The organism is Bifidobacterium sp. B4079 (genome assembly GCF_026537385.1).
Classification (GTDB): Bacteria; Actinomycetota; Actinomycetes; order Actinomycetales; family Bifidobacteriaceae; genus Bombiscardovia; species Bombiscardovia asteroides_I.
Map to the genome: position 1 here is coordinate 367,710 of NZ_JAFNMH010000001.1, position 18,515 is coordinate 386,224.

The window sequence follows — 18,515 nt, forward strand, 5'->3', positions numbered from 1 at the left end:
CATATGAAAAAATCCCCACCACATGAAAGTGGTGGGGATTTCGAATTCCTGTCGACGGCCGGATCGAAGGATCAGCCCACAGAACTGGTCGGCAGTATCACTCGTTGTCTCCGGCGGTCGCGGCGGTGGCGGAGATGGTCTCCTGGCCGGCGCGGTTGGCATCGGGCCAGACCCAGTCGGTGTAATCGGGGTGGTCGTAGCCCTTGTCCACGGCGAACTGGAAAGCCTCATCGCGGAACTTGGTCCACTTGTCGATCTGGTCGGCATACTTGCCGGCATCCACCAGCTTTAGGGCGGAGGCGGCCAGGCACCAGCGGTCCATGTTGTTGACACGCACCATGTCGAACGGCGTGGTGGTGGAGCCCTGCTCCTCGTAACCGTGCACGGAGAAGTTGTCGTGGTTGGGGCGTCCGTGGATCAGGCGGTAGATGGAGCCGGGGTAGGCGTGGAAGGCGAACAGGACCGGCTTGTCCTTGCTGAAGAGCTCGGTGAACTCCTCGTCGGACAGGGCCTGATCGTTCTCTTCGGCATCCTGGATCTTCAGCAGGTCGACCACGTTGACGAACTGGACCTTGAGGCCCAGCTTCTGCAGCATATCGTCGGCGGCCAGGGCCTCCTGGGTGGGGATGTCGCCCGCAGTGGCGATGACGACATCGGCATCCTCGGCATCCTCGGCGTTGGAGGCCCAATCCCAGCGGGCGGCCCCCTTCTCCAGCTCGGCGGCGGCCTCGTCCACGCTCTGGTAGGTGGCGGCGGGCTGCTTGCCGGCGAAGATGGCGTTGATGCAGTTGGTCGACTTGTAGCACCGCTCGCCCACATTCAGCAGCATGTTGGCATCAGCGGGGAAGTAGATGTTGACTACATGATCGTTGTTGAAGTTCTTGTTCAGCAGGATGTCGACGAAGCCGGGATCCTGGTGTGAGAACCCGTTGTGGTCCTGACGCCAGACGTGCGAAGTGACCAGGAGGTTCAGGCCGGCGATGGGCTTGCGCCACGGAATCTCGCGGACTGTGGCCTCCAGCCACTTGGCATGCTGGTTGATCATGGAGTCGATGACGTGCACGAAGGACTCGTAGGAACTCCAGATGCCATGGCGTCCGGTCAGCAGGTAGCCCTCCAGGAAGCCTTCCATCTGGTGCTCGGAGAGCTGCTCGATGACCTGGCCGGTGTGGGCCATGTGCTCGTCGGTCAGCTCCGAAAGGTAGTCGGCATCCCACTGCTTATTGGTCACCTCATAAGCGGCAGCCAGACGGTTGGAAGCCGTCTCATCGGGCCCGAAGATGCGGAAGTCGGTGGGGTTCTTGGCTAGCACGTCGCGGGTGTAGTAGCCCAGGACACGGGTGGCCTCGGTGGCGCCCCAGCCATGTCCGTGCTTCTTGACGTCGATCTCGTAGTCGTGGATGTCAGGCAGCTCCAGCGGCTTGAGCAGACGCCCGCCATTGGCGTTGGGGTTCTCGCCGATGCGCAGGTCGCCCTTGGGCATGAAGCTGGTGACCTCGGGGCGCAGGGCGCCCTTCTCGTCGAAGAGCTCCTTGGGCTTGTAGGAAGCCAGCCAGTTCTTGAGGACCTGGAAGTGGGCATCGGTGTCGCGGGCGGAGGTCAGCGGCACCTGGTGGGCACGCCAGGATCCCTCGGTCTTCTTGCCGTCGATGAACTTGGGGCAGGTCCAGCCCTTAGGCGTGCGGAAGATAATCATGGGGTAGAAGGGACGGGTCATGTCGTCGGTTTCGGCCCGGGCCTTGATGTCGCAGATCTTGTCGAAGACGGTCTCCAGCATGTCGGCGAAGCGACGGTGGATGGACAGATGATCCTCATCGTCGAAGCCTGCGACGAACTCGAAGGGCTCATAACCCAAGCCGTGGAAGTACTCATGCAGCTCCTCGTCGGAGATGCGCGAGAGGATGGTCGGGTTGGCGATCTTGTAGCCGTTCAGGTGCAGGATAGGCAGGACGATGCCGTCAGTGCGGGGGTTGACCAGCTTGTTGGACTGCCAGCCGGTGGCCAGAGGGCCGGTCTCGGCCTCGCCGTCGCCCACGATGCAGGGCACGAAGAGGCTGGGGTTGTTCATGATTGCGCCGTAGGCGTGGGAGAGTGCATAGCCCAGCTCGCCACCCTCGTGAATGGATCCGGGGGTTTCAGGCGCGAAGTGGGAGGGGATGCCGCCCGGGTAGGAGAACTGGCGGAAGAACTTCTGCAGGCCAGCCTCATCGTTGGTGATCTTGGGGTAGTACTCGCTGTAAGTGCCATCCAGGTAGGACTGCGAGGTACCGGCAGGGCCGCCGTGGCCGGGGCCCATGATGATAACGGTGTTCTGCTGATGGTCGGCGATCAGACGGTTGATATGGCCCAGCAGGAAGTTCAGGCCGGGGGTGGTGCCCCAGTGGCCGACCAGACGATGCTTGACGTCCTCCCGAGTGAAGGGCTCCTTCATCAGGGGGTTGCTGCGAAGATAAATCTGTCCGATGGAAAGATAGTTGGCCGCTCGCCAATACTTGTCGACGGCCTCGAGGGTCTCCTCGGCGATTGGGGTCTCCAGCTTCGCCCAAGGGGTGCCGATAACAGGATTCGTCATGTGTACTCCTGCACTTTAGTGCGATTGTTTATTTACTTCGGTTACGGGCTCGTGCGGTGTCATTTCAGGCATCCGTCGGGTTCGTACCCAATGCCTACATGGTACGTGAACGAGCAGACTTTTCTGAACGTTTTCTTGCAGTGTGTGTTCGCTCTTGTGAGAAAATGCGAGGGAATTGTCTGCTTGCAGACAGAAGTTTTCGCCGGGGGTGCCGATCAGGGCTCAATGGCGGTAGCATTGTCGAAAACTGCAACCATACTGGACTTGCCCGCGGGCGTTAACTCGTCGCTCCCGGACATCCATGGCAGATACAGCATACATAATATATATAAGGAGTCTTATGGCACAGGGTCCCGTCCTGGTGGTCGATTTCGGTGCGCAGTACGCCCAGCTGATCGCTCGTCGAGTCAGGGAGGCGGGGGTCTACTCCGAGCTGGTGCCCCATTCGATGAGCCTGGAGCAGATGCTGGCCAAGGATCCCAAGGCGGTCATCCTCTCCGGTGGGCCTGCCTCCGTCTACGTGGACGGGGCGCCTACCATAAATAAGAGGATTTTTGAGGCAGGGGTGCCTGTGCTGGGCATCTGCTACGGCTTCCAGGTCATGGCACATGAGCTGGGCGGTGAAGTGGACAAGGCGGCCTTGGGGGAGTACGGCAAGACCGAGGCCTTCATCGACAGCGCCAGGGGAATACTGCAGGATTCACCCGCACGGCAGGATGTGTGGATGAGCCATGGCGTCGCCGTCAACCGTGCGCCTGAAGGCTTTGAGGTTCTGGCGCATACCGAGGGTGCTCCTGTGGCGGCCATGCAGGATCCATCCCGGGGGCTGTACGGGGTCCAGTGGCATCCCGAAGTGACCAACACTCCTCTGGGGCAGGACTTGATCGACCGCTTCCTGCATCAGTGCGCTGGACTTCCGTCGTACTGGAACGCTTCGGGCATCATCGAGCAGCAGGTGGAGAAGATTCGTCGCACAGTGGGTGACGACCAGGTTATCTGCGGCCTGTCAGGCGGAGTCGATTCAGCCGTGGCGGCCGCTCTGGTCCACAGGGCCGTCGGCGATCAGCTGACTTGCGTCTTTGTGGATCATGGTCTGCTGCGCAAGGGGGAGGCCGAGCAGGTCAGGCATGATTTCGTAGCCGCCACTGGCATCAAGCTAATCGCTGTGGATGCTTCACAGGACTTCTTGACCGCCCTCAAGGGCGTTTCCGAACCCGAGCGCAAGCGCAAGATCATCGGGGAGAAGTTCATCCGCACCTTTGAAAGGGCCCAGCGGCAGGTGGTTAAAGAGGCGGGCAAGACCGGCAAGGAAGTCAAGTTCCTGGTGCAGGGCACGCTCTACCCCGACGTTGTCGAGTCTGGCGGTGGAGATGGAGCGGCCAATATCAAGTCCCATCACAACGTGGGTGGTCTGCCCAAGGATGTCAAGTTCCAGCTGATCGAGCCCCTGCGCACCCTCTTCAAGGACGAGGTCCGGGCCATCGGCACCGAACTGGGCCTGCCCGATCAGATCGTCTGGCGCCAGCCCTTCCCGGGCCCTGGTCTAGGCATCCGCATCATCGGGGAGATTACCCAGGAACGCTTGGAGACCCTGCGCGAGGCCGACGCCATCGTCCGCGAGGAGCTGTCCAAGGCTGGGCTGGATCGACAGATCTGGCAGTGCCCGGTGGTGCTTCTGGCCAATGTGCATTCAGTAGGGGTGCAGGGCGACGAGCGTACCTATGGCTCGCCGATTGTGCTGCGTCCGGTCTCCTCCGAGGACGCCATGACTGCTGACTGGACACGTCTGCCCTACGACGTGCTGGCCACCATCTCCACACGCATTACCAACGAGTGCCCGGGAATCAATCGTGTGGTCCTGGACTGCACCTCGAAGCCTCCGGCAACCATCGAGTGGGAGTAAGTATCTGGGCCGACAAGTCATACGGCGATATGTCGAAGACAGTGAGGTCATATGACTTGTCGGCCCTAAATGTCGAAAGTTCATAGAAGAACTCAGGTGCTGCAACTGCTCATTTGATGGGCGCCTTCAATGAGCGCTCATATTACTGCAACCAGTCCTTGGCGACTGGATCGATTCGTGTTCCGCTCTTGCCGTCCGGATTAGCCATGAGTATGCGTGTCTGCTCGCCTTTCCTGGCTGTGCAGAAGGTGAATTCCACGTTGGTGGCGACCCCCCATTCCCCTCTTGTGTTGAGAGCGATCAGGGAGATCTCGCCGACCTTGCCGTAGCGTTTCCTCAGGAGGCTGTCAAATTTGTAGACTGCAGAATCGCAGGCTTCCTGCGGGGTCAATCCTCTTCCCATCAGGGCGACGATCCGATAGGAGAGGCATCCTTTCATGATGTCTTCTCCCAGTCCGGTGGCGGCCGCCCCTCCGACAGCGCTGTCCACGTAGAAGCCCGAGCCGGGCAGGGGTGAATCGCCTACTCTGCCTGGTTCCTTCATAAAGAGCCCCGATGTTGATGTGCCAGCAGCCATCGACCCCTGCAAGTCCAAGCAGATGGCCCCGACCGTATCGTGGCCTCGATAGGGGCCGGCAGACTCTGGTCTTGTGGCCTTTGCGGATTCCAACTTCCAACGTCTTCTGGCCCTGTCCGTCAGCATGTTGCGCATTTCGAACCCGCTGATCTGGGCGTAGCGAGTAGCGCCTTGTCCGACTAGAAAGCTGCTGGTATGGCGTCGACTCAACCGTCTGGCCACTGATATGGGGTGCAGTGCATACTGGATGCCAGCTACAGCGCCCAAAGCCATGTTGTTTCCATCCATGAAAGCGGCATCCATCTCCATTTCGCCTTCCCGGTTGGGCAAGGCGCCATAACCGACGGAAGTGTAATCGGGGTTGGCTTCGACCTCTTGAATCAACGTCTCGACAGCGTCGCCTGCCTGGCCACCCTCTTCAAGACCGGAACTGGACTTGACCATACCTTCATAGGCCATCCGCCAGGTAGCGATGGATGCCCAGGTGGATTGATTTTGGCTGGATTGCTGCGGGGATGAATCATTCATTTCCTTGGCTCTTTCTGTTGATATGGTCGTTGACTGCCCTTGACCGGAAGGCCGATGCAGCCGGATTCAGCCGATCGACGGGTGATCAAGCTGACAGGCCGCGCCCTGAGCGGACAGGCCATCGGCTGCGGGCCGGCCTTGCTCGCGTGCAGACAGCAATCATGTCCTCTGTCCTGTTTCCTCTGTAATGATAATTGCCAAAGTCACTTCTTGTTTCCGGATGTCATGTCGGTGCTTTTGATCGTTTTAAAAGGCATTAGCGTGTCCCTACATATCAAAAGGTCGACATTAAAGGCCGGGTTGCTGCATTTTTCCCAGTGATCGCTGGACAGCAGATCCCACCAATTCTGGATGACGTAACAACTTCGGCATGTACAGTTTCCAATTTGATATATACTATTAACAAACTATTTCTCTTGAAATAGTTCGGGATCAAGACGGTCCATGGAATCTAGTTGTTTGCAGTACATGAGTCAATCATTGCTCGCCATCGCGAATGCGGATGCGATGACAGTTCCGAGGAAGGGACTTTCGTGGAGTCAAAAGAGAAACAGGTGAACACCAGTTCACCGATTTTGATGTTGGGCATCTTGTCCATATCGTTCCTGATGTCGGTTTCTAATGCCGTCTCAGGGACCATCCCGCTGATGAAGCAATACTTTTCCAACATTTCAGAGGCCAACGTCGAGCTATTGGTTGTCATCCCTACGGGAGGCGTCCTGCTGGGAACTGTGGTCAGCGGCCTCATATCCAACAAGCTGGGCAAGAAGTACACGGTCCTTTTGGGGCTCATTGTCTCCTTGGTTTTCGGAATCATCCCCGCCTTCTTCTATAACTATCCGGCCATTTTCCTGTCGAGGGCCATGTTCGGCGTGGGCATGGGCATTTTCACCCCCCTGAGCGTCTCCTACATCACCGATGTCTTCCCCGAGAAAATCAGGAACAGGCTTCTGGGCTGGAGGAACTCCGTCGGCGCTATCGGCGATTCGATCATGCTCTTCATCGCAGGATTCCTGATCAATATCTCATGGCACGCCACTTATCTGGTGTTCCTCTTCCTGATTGTGCCCATTGTCCTTGTCTCCCTCTTCGTCCCCAAGAGGCTTGACCGCGTCATCGTGGAGGACGGCAAGGAGGTTGAAGAAGACACCTCTATCAAGCCGTCCACCAACGGCGGCGTTATCCAGCTGGCCATCCTCTTCCTCTTCGTATGTCTCTTCTATTCGGCCATCTCTCTGAAGCTGGCCAGCCACATGGTTGAGTCCGGCATAGGTTCTGCCGCCGATGCCACCAGGATTTTCGGCTTCCTGGTGCTCTGTTCGATCATCTCAGGTATCGCCTTCGAACAACTTGCCAAGTGGTGCGGACGATACACTGTCTTCATCTTCGAGGTGCTGACGGCAGTGGTTATGATCGCCATGCCTTTCACCAACTCCATTCCGCTCTTGCTGGTCCTGGTCCTGGTGGCAGGGTTCTGCAACGGCATCATCAATCCGGCTCTGACTGCCCGCATGGTTGCCTATTCGCCCAAGGGCTCTATGAACCTGACCACTTCGATCATCCTGATCGGCATCAACGTCGGCTCTTTGGTGGCTCCTTACTTCTTCCAGGCTCTGGGCGGGGTGCTTGGCAAGAAAGACCCAGGCTTCATGATTATGTGTGCAGGAGTCTGCTACGTGATCCTGGCCCTTTACGATGCCTTCGTCGTCAAGAAAGACAAGCTGACCATCTGAGGGCTGTCACAGCAGTTCGTGTCAATCAGCAGAAACAGAGGTAAATAATGATCGATACCGTGGAATGGTTCAAGCAAGCCAAGTACGGCATGATGATTCACTGGGGTCTCTATTCCCTCCTGGGAGGGGAATACCAAGGGAAGTCGTCAAGCAACTATGCGGAGTGGATCCAATCCAAGCTCCAAATTCCCAACAAGGAGTACGAACGCCTCACGCAGGCCTTCAACCCGATCTATTTCGACGCGGAAGCCATAGTGGATCTGGCCAAGCGCTGCGGCATGCAGTATCTGGTCGTCACTACAAAGCATCATGACGGCTTCGCCATGTACCGGTCGCTGGTGGATCCCTACAACGTCTATGACGCGACGCCATTCCACCGGGATGTGATCGGCGAGCTGTCCTTGGCCTGCCGCAAGGCCGGACTGCGTTTTGGCCTCTACTATTCGCAGGACCTGGACTGGCATGAACCGGATGGCGGCGGATACCTCTCGAACGATATTGAGACCGCAGGCACCACCTGGGACAACAGCTGGGACTTCACGGGGGAGAAGAACTACGACCGGGCATTCGAGCACAAGATCATGCCGCAGATCGAAGAGATCATGAGCAACTACGGGGAAATATCGGTAGCCTGGTTTGACGTACCAATGACCCTCAGCGACGAGCAGAGCCAGACCATCTACGATACGGTCAAGCGCCTGCAGCCCGACTGCCTGATCAATTCCAGACTGGGCAACGGTCGTTACGACTACGTCTCTCTGGGGGACAACGAGATTCCCGAAGATTCGGATGCCAGCGAGAAGGCAACCTCGGACGGGGATGTCGACTACAACTCGATCGAAGGATTCAAGCCCTCCAAGCTCGGCCTCTATGAGACCGCCGGGACCATCAACGATTCCTGGGGATTTTCCTATCATGACCAGAACTGGAAGAGTCCGCAGACCATTCATGATTACAAGGCCCATCTGAACAAGTACGGCATCAACTACTTGCTCAATGTCGGTCTGGATGGATTAGGACGCGTACCTATGGCGGCCGAGCAGGCACTCCTAGGAGCCCGGGCGCTGGAGGTTTGAGGATTTAGAATCCTGACAGTCAGCAAGGGATTCCGTTGTAACTATGCTGTTCCTGTGCGACAGCATCCCTTGCCGGCTGTCTGTTTCACTCTGCAGGACTTGGCGAGTCTTGGTTTCTTCGAATCCAAACCCTTTGAAAGCATTCGGCTGCTCAGGAGCATTGTTCTAATATCTTGTTTACCATCTACAGGTCCTTGGCATGGACCATCAGGTAGTCCCAGGCCCGGGTTGGCAATAGGGCATGAAGGGCGACCAGAGGTTTGGCGCCGAAGCCCAGTAGGTAGCGTGGACGGGGATGGCGTACTGTCGAGGCACGGACGATGGCCTTGGCAATAACCGATGGCTGGGTTAAATGCCTGCTGGAGTACAGTTTGCGCAGTCCGTTAGCAGCTCGGAATCCTGACTTTTGATAGGCGCTCCTGCGGGTGACCGTCTGGAGGTGGTCGGCGGCGATTGTGCCCCAGTTGGTGGCGATGGCCCCAGGCTCGACAAGGACCACGTCGATGCCGAAGGGAAGCATTTCCATGCGCAGGGCATCGCTGAAGGCTTCAAGGGCGTACTTTGTGGCATGGTACCAGGCACCCATATAGGTGACCATTCGGCCTGCCATGGATGAGGTGTTGACGATCCGGCCGCGTCTGGCTCGGCGCATGGCGGGCAGCACCAACTGGGTCAATCTGGCAAGGCCGAAGAGGTTTACCTCGAATTGTCGACGCACCTCTTCGATGGAGACCTGCTCGACTGGGCCATAGGACCCGTAACCGGCGTTGTTGACCAACAGATCCACCCGCCTCTCCTTTTGCGGGATTCGTGCGACGGCCTTCTCGATGGAGGCAGAATCGGTCAGGTCCATCTGCACGGCTGTCACCCCTTTGTCGCCCAGCGGCTTCAGTCGTTGGACACGTCGTCCTGCCGCATACACCCGGTATCCATGGTCGGCGAGCATTCGAACGGTTTCATATCCGATGCCGCTGGTGGCCCCAGTGACCAGCGCTACTTGATTGGTCATATTTATTACCCCTTCTGGCTAGTGTCTGTGAATCGTAGCTCCTGCTTTTTTGAGGCACAGTATATGACAGCATTTCGCAGTAAGGACATAAAAAGCCAGACGAGGGCGGTCTATCCGTCTACGTCTGGCAATGCGACCATAGCGAAGACCTTATATCTGTACTCTTTCCAACAGTAGGTTGTTAAGCTCGGCGGTTGTTGGATAAGCCTTTTGAGTGCCGCGGCGTGTGACGCTGATTGCAGCGTATCTGTTGGCGTGGCCCAGAGCTGTTGGCACATCCTCGCCCTGCGTGTAGTAGTGGGCAAACGAGCCGATGAAAGCATCGCCGGCGCCAGTAGTGTCCACGGCTTCAACCGTGACCGCAGGCACCAGCAGCTCCTGGTCGGCGCTGATCCATAGGGCGCCCTTGCCGCCCATGGTGACAATCAGGTTGCCTATCCCACGCCTTACCAAGTCTCGCGCTGCGGCTTTGACCTCGTCCAGTGTCCCTGTGGGCATTCCGGTGAGTGTGGCCAGTTCGGTCTCATTTGGTGCAAAGAAGGCCACTCTGGAGACATAGTTGATGTTCAGATCATCATTGGCTGGCGCAGGGTTCAGCAGGATAGGCACGCCGTAATCCTCTGCCAGTTCAATCGCATGGTAGTTGGTCTCCAGGGCGATCTCCTGTTGGAGAACGACCATTTTCGACCCCTTGATCAGGTCTTTTTTACTGTCCAAGGCGGCAGGGGTCAGCTGCTTGTTGGCGCCTTTGACGATCAGGATCCGATTGTCGCCGCTGGTGTCCACAAAGATAGGCGCCACGCCGCTGCTCCCATCAGCGATGCCGATCCCCTCGGAGCTAATGCCGTTGCTGCGATAGTTTTCCAGCTGTTGTCTGCCGAACTCGTCCTTGCCGACCATGGTGATGAAGTTGACCTGTGAACCCAAGCGGGCGGCGGCAATGGCCTGGTTGGCCCCCTTGCCGCCGAATCCCATCTCGAATTCAGGAGCTTCTACAGTCTCTCCTTCCACCGGCATGCGATCGACAAAGGTGGTCAGCTCGTACATATTGGAACCGATGACAGTGATGTCAGCCATATTGTTCTTTACCTTTCCAGACCGGTGGTTACCAGGAAGGAACGTGTTTCCTGAGGCTTCAGATGGATCAGGGTGCCTGCCTTCTCAGCGGCGGCACGGCCCTCGGGCGTGCTGGTGCCGGGCAAAGCGAAGGCCGCCACCTGCTGGTCGGCGTTGTACAGGATCCAGCGGGTGACGATGGGGAATTGCTCCGTGCTGAACCGCGTCAGGAAGTTGTGCTCGGCATTCAGATGGAGCCGGAACTCGGCCATATCCGTAAAGTGGGTCAGGTTCTGGGAGAAGAAGACGATCTCAGGATCGTAGTGGCTCTCGTCGTTCAGGTCATTGATCAGCTCGCCGCTTGCTTTGAGTTCTTCGTTGTAGGCCAGCCATTGCGGGGTGGGATGCACGTGGGCGGGAACGGTCTGGCGCAGACGGAAAGCCTCGTCAGGCACGTTCTGCTCCATATGCCCGTCATGCACGTATGCGTAGTTCATATGGCACATGTACTGCAGAGGCATGGTCTGGTAGTTGGAGAGGTTGGTGACCTCCAGGCCGATGTCGAAGAGTCCGGAATCTGTATGCAATGTCACGGACGGCCGGCTCAGGTAGTGGTCGCCGAACCCTTTGACATATTCGAATTGCCCATGTATTGACATGGTTCCTTCTTCGAATCCCAGCCAGGCGCTGTCCATACGGCTGGTCGGAGCCTCGCCGTGAAGCTGATAGTCGTCCTCCGGGGCTGGTGTTCCTCCGCCCAGGAGTCCCGATGTGAACTGGAAGCAGCCGTAGGTATCAGCTATGGCGGTGCCGGGCAGGGGCTGCGAGAACATGTCCTTCATCTTCAGGCTGGTGGAGTCGAAGACAGCATCCCAGATGATCAGGCCCATGTAGGGCAGGACGGTAAGCTGGCCGCGCGAGTTCTCCATGCGGACCGCTTCAACTCCTGATGGGTAGGTGGAAGGTGACGGCTTTGAAAGCATCGTCCTCATAGAGGGTGAATTCGGCCGGGCCGAACATGTCATGATTGAGATGAAGTTGTTGCATGATTGGTTTTCCTTTCATTGGTTTTCTCGAGCTCCTTCAGCCTTGAAGGCACGCATCTTTGCTGTGGAATAAACGCAGACGACCGCGAAGCAGATCACATCGACCAGGAAGGACAGGGACATGTTCGAGATGTCCGCGACGAATCCTTGCGCTACTGGAATGAAGGCCCCGCCCACAATGGACATGACGATGATGGCTCCCGCTGTTTCCGTGTGGCGTTTGTCGGTCACCGTATCCAAGGTCTGGGAGTAGATGGTGGCCCAGCAGGGTCCGAACAGGCCCGAGACGATAATGGCCGCATAGACGGCGCTCATGTTGCGCACCAGGAGGATGTAGACCAGAGCGGCCAGTCCGAATGCCGAGAACCACTGCAGGACCCGGGCGGGGTGCATGGACTTCATCATGAAGTTGGCAATGACCTTGCCTATGAAGAAGGCGGCGTAGCTGTAGACCATGAAGGTCGATGCCGAGCGTTCGTTGATCGAGGAATTGAGTTCCATGGCCAACCTGATGGTGAAGGACCACACGGCCGTCTGCATGCCCACATACATGAACTCGGTGAAAATGCCCCAAAGGAAGCGGCGGTTATGCGCAAGATAGACCAGTGTCTCGCCGATGCGCGCCTGAGGCTGCTGTTTGGTCGGATCCACCTTGGGCTTGCCTGAGGGGAATTGCGTCAGTGCGAAAAGCACCAGGGCGACCAAGAGGACGAAGATGATGTATTTGTAAGGCAGCAGCGTATGCTGAAGGGCGCGCTCGCCGAAGGCGATGCGGGCCTGTCCGTGAAGTCCCTTCATCTGCCTTTCCAGGCTTTGGCCGGCACCGAAGATCAGATATTTGCCCAGCAGTATGCCGGCTATGGCACCCAACGGGTAAAAGGTTTCAGAGATGTTCAGCCGCAGGGTGGAATACTTCTTCGGGCCCATCAGTGAGCTGAAGGTGTTGGCCGAGGTCTCCAGGAAGCTCAATCCGCAGGCCAAGGCGAACAGGGCGATCAGGAAGAAGCCATAGGTGGCCATGCGCGAGGCGGGGAAGAAGATCGAGCATCCGATGGTGTACAGCGAAAGGCCGATCATGATGGCGACCTTGTATGAGGTCTTCTTGATGATGAACGAAGCCGGTATGGCTATCAGAAAGTAGCCAAGATAGAAGGCCGTCTGCACAAAGGCGCTGGCGACATTGGAAAGGGTGAAAATGGTTTTGAACTGGGTGATGAGTATGTCATTGAGACTGGCGGCCGCACCCCAAAGGGGGAACAGGCAGGAGAGCAGGATGTACTGGAGCATAGGCGTCCTGTCCAGGTAACCGTCATCCAATTCCTGCGCGTGGAGTTTGAACAGATGAAAGGTCGGTGATTGCATGAACCCCTCCTTGGGTTTGCATTCGGGGACGCCGCATTGCGTTCACCGAGAATATAAGAGTCGGCCCGGGGGCGCGCCCCCGGATGCCGAAGTCAGGCTTTGCCGATGATGGCCATGCTGGAGCTAGTGCCCAGCCGTTCAGCGCCTGCGTCGATCAGGGCTTCAGCCTCTTGCCGAGTGTGGATGCCGCCGGCTGCCTTGATGTGGATTCTTCCATTGACTGCTTGTTTGATGACTTCTATGTCGTGCACACTGGCGCCACGGCTGGCGAATCCGGTGGATGTTTTGACGAAATCGGCGCCTGCATCAGCCACCAGCATGCTGGCCCGAGCAATCTGTTCATCGCTAAGCAGGGCAGTCTCAATGATGACCTTGATCACCTTTCCTGCCTGATGGACTGCCTCGACAACCGCACGAATGTCATTGGCAACCAGGTCTTCCCGTCCGCCTGCCATTTCACCGATGTTGATCACCATATCCAGTTCATCGGCTCCATCTGCGACGGCTTCCCGGCTTTCGGCGACCTTGATAGCAGTGGTGTTGGCGCCGAGGGGGAAGCCGACGACGCAGGCAGTCAGGACATCCGACCCCCTTACCCTTTCATGGACGTGGGAAACCCAGTGGGGATTGACCATGACTGAATAGAAATGGTTGTTCAGGGCTTCGTCGATGACCTGGTCGATTTGCGCGAGCGTTGCGTCTGGTTTGAGCAGGGTGTGATCGATGAGGCGATTGATCTGCATGTTGTTGCCTCCTTGTTGGCCTAACCGTAACAGTGAATGAACAGAAGTGAAATGCTAAAATGAACATATGTTCAGAAATTAATGCTCAATTGCCGACAAGCCGTGAAGCTCTTTTGCATCTTGGTTCCACATGAGCAGGAGAGGAGAAGGTTTTATGGTCAAAGATGAACAGCATAGAAATCAAGCTGTCACAGTCTGCCACTGGTATTACGAGGAGGGCTTAGGCCAGAGCGCCATCGCCCGCAGACTGAATGTTTCCCGTCCTACGGTTTCGCGTCTCCTGGCATTCGCTAGGCAGGAGGGGCTTGTCCGCGTGCTCATCGCGGACCCGCAGACTGATCTGGAATCCTTGGCCAGAAGACTCAAAGTGGCATTCGGACTGCGCGAGGTCAGGCTGACATATGACTCGACCGGTGATGAAGATGTCATCAGGGATAAACTGGGCGCGGTTACAGCAGATTACTTGGCCGAGATTGTCGGAGACCACGACCGGTTGGGCATCAGCTGGGGAAGGACCCTCAAGGCCGTAGCCGATCATCTGCGGCCGAATGAGCACAAGGATGTGTCGGTGGTGCAGCTGAAGGGGAGCGTCTCCGCATCCGATTTCAACAACTATGCCGCGGATATCGCTCTGAAATTCGGCATGGCCTTCGGCACCACAACAACAGTGCTGCCCTTGCCGGTCATCTTCGACAATGCATTGACTAGGGACATTGTACTCAAGGACCGTTTCATAAACGCGATCGTTCGTCAGGGGGACCGGACCGATATCGCCGTGTTCACCTGCGGAACCGTTCGGGACGATGCCATGCTCTTCAAGCTAGGGTATCTTTCCCGTAAAGAGATCACCATGCTCCAGCATAAGGCCGTCGGCGATGTGCTTTCACGATTCATAGCTGCCGATGGCTCCATTGCGGATGACAATATTGACGCAAGAACGGTGGGAATACGACTTCATCGGCTGCGCAAGAAGCCCTGCTCCATATTGGTGGCGGGAGGGCCTTCCAAGATAGCGTCCATGCGGGCGGCTCTTCAAGGCGGTTATGCCAACGTGCTTATCACGGATTCGCAGGCTGCCATGCGGCTGCTTGAGGAATGAGAGAGCCGGGGCAATCGGGGGAATTGTGCTGCACACTCTCGCACGAGCGCTTGGTCAAATAATGGTCGGGTATATAAGCTTGCCTAAGCTTCGCTGTACACTGAGCAGTAATGCTGATTGTAGATTCCGCAGGAGGTTTCAGCATGCAGGGCACACGATTTACCTATTGGTGGCACGGATTCGATCTGTGACGCCGCGTGCCTTGTAGGAACGGTTGCACGGATCGGAACCCACCGGCCCTGCAGTCGTCGACAGCATTTCCCGTGCATCGTCACCGCATAGTCGGTAGGGCAGCACCAGCGACAATGGTTGTAGTAACCGCATGGGAAAGGACAAGCCAATGACATTGGCGGAGCATATGAATGCCAGGGTCAAAGCTCTGGCGCCGAGCGACATTCTCGAGTTCAACAAGGAGATCGCCGGAATAGACGGCATTGTGAAGCTGACCCTGGGTGAGCCTGACTTCTTCACCCCCGAGCACGTGAAGCAGGCGGGCATCCAGGCCATCCAAGACAACCACAGTCATTACACCGAGAGTCGCGGTATGCCCAGTCTGCGTAAGGCGGCAGCCGACTACCTCCAGGCCAAGTACGGGCTGGATTACGACCCTGACAGTCAGATAGTGATCACGGCCGGGGCCACCGGGGGCATCTTCTCGGGCCTCACCGCCATGATCAACCCGGGCGACACGGTCATTCTGCCCACGCCCATCTTTCCTCTCTATATTCCCATCGCCCAGCTGAGCGGCGCCAAGACCGTCTTTGTCGACACATCCGATGACGGCTTCATTCTCAAGCCGGACAAGCTGGAGGCCGCCGTCGAAAACAGCGATGGTCCGGTCAAGGCCCTGGTGCTCAATTATCCGACCAACCCCACCGGCGTGACCTATGCCCGTGAAAATCTGGAGGCTCTGGCCCAGGTGGCGCGCAAGCACGGCTTCTTCGTGCTCAGCGATGAGATCTACGCCGAGCTGACCTACCAGGACACCCATGTATCCATGGGCGCCATCCTGCCCGAGCAGACGGTCGTGCTTGGCGGGGTTTCCAAGTCCCATGCCATGACAGGATGGCGGGTCGGCATCGCCGCTGGCCCAGCCGACGTCATTGACCAAATCAGCAAGGTCAACGAGTTCACCATCACTTCGGTGACCACCAACGCCCAGTATGCCGCCCAGGAGGCTCTGACTAAGGGCATGAATGACACGGATCCGATGCGCGAGGCCTACCGCAAGCGGCGGGACTATCTGGCCAAGGCCCTGCCCGAGGTCGGTCTGGGCGTGATCGATCCCAAGGGTGCCTTCTACATCTTCGCCCAGCTGCCCGAGGGCATGCGCGACAGCTGGAGCTTCGTCTACGACCTGGCTCGAAAGGCCAAGGTGGCGGTAATCCCCGGAGCAAGCTTCGGGCCCGGTGGGGAAGGCTACGTCCGCATCTCCTATGCGGCCTCCATGGAGGACCTGCATACCGCAGTGGAGCGGATCGGCGACTATATGCGCCAAAATCGCGGCTGATCCCTCTGGCGATTCATTCGACAATCATCATCGAGCAACAATCGACGAAGGCAGTTACCAAGGACAGGAACAATGACCAGCATTCTTATGTATTCAGTACGCCCCGACGAGCAGGAGGCCATTCGGGCCTGGGCGCAAGCCAATGACATTCAGGTGGATACTACCGACCACGATCTGGGGATGAAGACCGTGGACATGATCAAGGGATACGACGGCATCGTCATCCAGCAGCACGCGGCCCTGCCCGAGCCCGAGCTCTACCAGCGGCTCAAGGACTATGGCATCAAGCAGCTGACCCTGCGGATTACGGGCTATGACATCGTCAACCTGCAGGCCGCCCGGGAGAATGGACTAGTCGTCACCAACGTGCCTGCCTACTCGCCCCGGTCGGTCTCCGAACTGGTCCTGGCCCAGGTCATGCGTCTGGTCCGGCATTTGGGGGAGGCCAGCGCTCGCGAGGCCAAGGACGACTATACTTGGGCTGGGCTTCAGGCCCACGAGATCCACAACCTGACCGTGGGGATCATTGGAGCAGGCAAGATCGGATCGGCCGTTGCCAGGATTTTCCGGGCCCTGGGTTCCGCCGTCATCGCCAACGACCCGGTTCACCGCCCAGAGCTGGCAGACACTCTTGATTATGTGGATCTGCCCACCCTTTTGAAGCGGGCCGACATCGTCACCGTCCATACGCCGCTGGACGAGACCACCCACCATCTGATCAACGCGCAGGCCCTGGATGCCATGAAGCCCTCGGCTTTCCTGGTCAACGCCGCCCGCGGCCCCATTGTGGACACCCCGGCGCTGATTGAGGCCCTGCAGACCAAGTCCATCGCCGGTGCAGCCATCGATACCATCGAGGGGGAGGCTGGCATCTTCGAAAAGGACCTGAGTGGAGCCAGGGTCGGCAACCAGGCCTTGGAGACCCTCAAGGCCATGCCTAATGTGGAGGTTTCACCCCACATCGGCTTCTACACCGATGCCGCCGTGAACGCCATGGTCAACATCTCCCTGAATGACGTCAAGACCATTCTGGAGGGCGGCACCAGCGAGCATCAGGTGGACTGACGCTATGTTTTCGCGACCCGGACCGGGCGCCGGCCTGCTCAGGCGGGATTGTGCGCAAAGGTGATGGTGCCCTGGTCCGGGTCCATGTTTTCCACAATGGCCAGGGACTTGAGGTTGTAGCCCTCTTTGCGCAGGGTACGGCCGCCCTCCTGGAAGCCTTTCTCCACGGCGATGCCGATGCCTTCAACGACGACCTTGGCATCATGGCAGATGTCGATCAGACCGTGCAGGGCGTTGCCCTTGGCCAGGAAGTCATCAAGGATCAGCACATGCTCGCCCTCCGTAAGGAAGCGCTTGGCCACAATGACGGGGTACTCGCGCTGCTTGGTGAAGGAGTAGATGCGGGCCGTGTACTGGTCGCCGTCAAGGTTGATGGACTGGGTCTTCTTGGCGAAGACCACCGGCACGTCGCCGAAGTGGCGGGCGGCCAGGCAGGCGATGCCGATGCCGGATGCCTCAATGGTCAGAATCTTGTCGATCCTGTGACCAGCGAATAGGCGGGCCCATTCAGCGCCCATGTGGTCAAAGAGCCGCACGTCGCACTGATGGTTGAGGAAGGCGTCCACCTTGAGTACATTGCCAGGCTTGACCGTGCCTTGGCGGCGGATTCGCTCCTCGAGTTCCTGCATGTCATCGTCCTTGTCGTCATGAATGCGGGGCCCCTGTGGTCCCGGCGGATAGACACCAAGATAACCCGGTTCTGGGACTGTGGTCAGGCCGCCCTGATCCGCCAGGTTTCACCTCCAGCGGATTGGAGTGTCTTCCTGGCGTGTCAGCCCGTCAATCCGCGGATTCAAGGTCCTGACTGTTACAGTGAAAATTGACCGCATTGGTCGCGCATCGTCGCGATGCGTTAAAGGACCTAAGGAGGACCATATGGGGATTCTGGATGATGCAAAGGATGCCATGAAGTCTGCCGGCGAGAAGATTTCCGACGTCGCAGGCGATGTAAAGGACACCGTTATGGACAAGGCATCCGATGCCAAGGACGCCGTTGCCGACAAGATGGGCGACGCCAAGGACGCTGCCCAGGACAAGGCATCCGATGCCAAGGACGCCGCTTCGGACAAGATGGACCAGGCCAAGGCCGATGTCAAGGTGGGCAAGGCAAAGGCTGAGCAGGGCGCCACTGAGGCCGCCAACAACGCCAAGGACCAAATGCGCAACTGACTGGGTCATCTGACTTCCCCGATTTACCCCCGTTCGCTTTCCCCGTCGAAAGCGGACGGGATTTTT

Annotated in this window: 15 protein-coding genes; 7 read left to right on the forward strand and 8 right to left on the reverse strand. The window is 58.0% G+C overall.

The features are described 5' to 3' along the window. Window positions 1–97: 97 nt before the first annotated feature. Complete coding sequence (locus tag J3T95_RS01560) at window positions 98–2,572, reverse strand: phosphoketolase (RefSeq protein ID WP_220235935.1); 2,475 nt, start codon at window positions 2,570–2,572, stop codon at window positions 98–100. 340 nt (window positions 2,573–2,912) lie between these two features. On the opposite strand from J3T95_RS01560, the gene guaA reads away from it, so the two are divergent. Next, complete coding sequence (gene guaA, locus J3T95_RS01565; protein WP_267450169.1) at window positions 2,913–4,475, forward strand: glutamine-hydrolyzing GMP synthase; 1,563 nt, start codon at window positions 2,913–2,915, stop codon at window positions 4,473–4,475. Between the two features lie 142 nt (window positions 4,476–4,617). Here the strand turns inward: guaA and J3T95_RS01570 are convergent, their stop codons facing one another. Then, window positions 4,618–5,580 (reverse strand): N(4)-(beta-N-acetylglucosaminyl)-L-asparaginase, encoded by a 963-nt coding sequence (locus J3T95_RS01570; RefSeq protein ID WP_267450170.1) that lies wholly within the window; start codon window positions 5,578–5,580, stop codon window positions 4,618–4,620. A gap of 578 nt (window positions 5,581–6,158) precedes the next feature. Between J3T95_RS01570 and J3T95_RS01575 the strand changes: the two genes are divergently transcribed. Together J3T95_RS01575 and J3T95_RS01580 are read left to right on the forward strand one after the other, a co-directional pair. Continuing rightward, window positions 6,159–7,313 (forward strand): MFS transporter, encoded by a 1,155-nt coding sequence (locus J3T95_RS01575; protein WP_258561599.1) that lies wholly within the window; start codon window positions 6,159–6,161, stop codon window positions 7,311–7,313. Window positions 7,314–7,360: 47 nt separating this feature from the next. Further along, a complete protein-coding gene (locus J3T95_RS01580) occupies window positions 7,361–8,389 on the forward strand; it encodes an alpha-L-fucosidase (RefSeq protein ID WP_267450171.1) in 1,029 nt (342 codons plus the stop codon). A 184-nt stretch (window positions 8,390–8,573) separates the two neighbouring features. Here J3T95_RS01580 and J3T95_RS01585 read toward each other — a convergent pair whose 3' ends face one another. The 5 genes from J3T95_RS01585 to deoC all read right to left on the reverse strand — a co-directional run bounded on the left by J3T95_RS01585 (window position 8,574) and on the right by deoC (window position 13,605). Then, window positions 8,574–9,398 (reverse strand): oxidoreductase, encoded by an 825-nt coding sequence (locus J3T95_RS01585; RefSeq protein ID WP_267450172.1) that lies wholly within the window; start codon window positions 9,396–9,398, stop codon window positions 8,574–8,576. A gap of 150 nt (window positions 9,399–9,548) precedes the next feature. Then, on the reverse strand, window positions 9,549–10,475 hold the full coding sequence (rbsK, locus tag J3T95_RS01590; protein ID WP_267450173.1) for a ribokinase: 927 nt from the start codon (window positions 10,473–10,475) through the stop codon (window positions 9,549–9,551). Window positions 10,476–10,483: 8 nt separating this feature from the next. After that, window positions 10,484–11,383, reverse strand: a complete 900-nt coding sequence (locus J3T95_RS01595; protein ID WP_267450174.1) for an aldose 1-epimerase family protein — start codon at window positions 11,381–11,383, stop codon at window positions 10,484–10,486. Window positions 11,384–11,515: 132 nt separating this feature from the next. Next, a complete protein-coding gene (fucP, locus tag J3T95_RS01600) occupies window positions 11,516–12,862 on the reverse strand; it encodes an L-fucose:H+ symporter permease (RefSeq protein WP_267450175.1) in 1,347 nt (448 codons plus the stop codon). Between the two features lie 92 nt (window positions 12,863–12,954). Continuing rightward, window positions 12,955–13,605, reverse strand: a complete 651-nt coding sequence (gene deoC / locus J3T95_RS01605) for a deoxyribose-phosphate aldolase (RefSeq protein WP_267450176.1) — start codon at window positions 13,603–13,605, stop codon at window positions 12,955–12,957. Between the two features lie 154 nt (window positions 13,606–13,759). On the opposite strand from deoC, the gene J3T95_RS01610 reads away from it, so the two are divergent. From J3T95_RS01610 to J3T95_RS01620, 3 genes are all read left to right on the forward strand, one after another. Then, a complete protein-coding gene (locus J3T95_RS01610; protein WP_267450177.1) occupies window positions 13,760–14,704 on the forward strand; it encodes a sugar-binding transcriptional regulator in 945 nt (314 codons plus the stop codon). Window positions 14,705–15,044: 340 nt separating this feature from the next. After that, complete coding sequence (locus tag J3T95_RS01615; RefSeq protein ID WP_267450178.1) at window positions 15,045–16,214, forward strand: aminotransferase class I/II-fold pyridoxal phosphate-dependent enzyme; 1,170 nt, start codon at window positions 15,045–15,047, stop codon at window positions 16,212–16,214. 72 nt (window positions 16,215–16,286) lie between these two features. Further along, on the forward strand, window positions 16,287–17,279 hold the full coding sequence (locus tag J3T95_RS01620; RefSeq protein WP_267450179.1) for a D-2-hydroxyacid dehydrogenase: 993 nt from the start codon (window positions 16,287–16,289) through the stop codon (window positions 17,277–17,279). A 38-nt stretch (window positions 17,280–17,317) separates the two neighbouring features. Here the strand turns inward: J3T95_RS01620 and J3T95_RS01625 are convergent, their stop codons facing one another. Beyond that, entirely contained in the window at window positions 17,318–17,908 is a 591-nt protein-coding gene (locus J3T95_RS01625; protein ID WP_267450180.1) for a xanthine phosphoribosyltransferase, read from the reverse strand. A 247-nt stretch (window positions 17,909–18,155) separates the two neighbouring features. Between J3T95_RS01625 and J3T95_RS01630 the strand changes: the two genes are divergently transcribed. Then, window positions 18,156–18,449, forward strand: a complete 294-nt coding sequence (locus J3T95_RS01630) for a hypothetical protein (RefSeq protein WP_220235919.1) — start codon at window positions 18,156–18,158, stop codon at window positions 18,447–18,449. Window positions 18,450–18,515 lie beyond the last annotated feature (66 nt).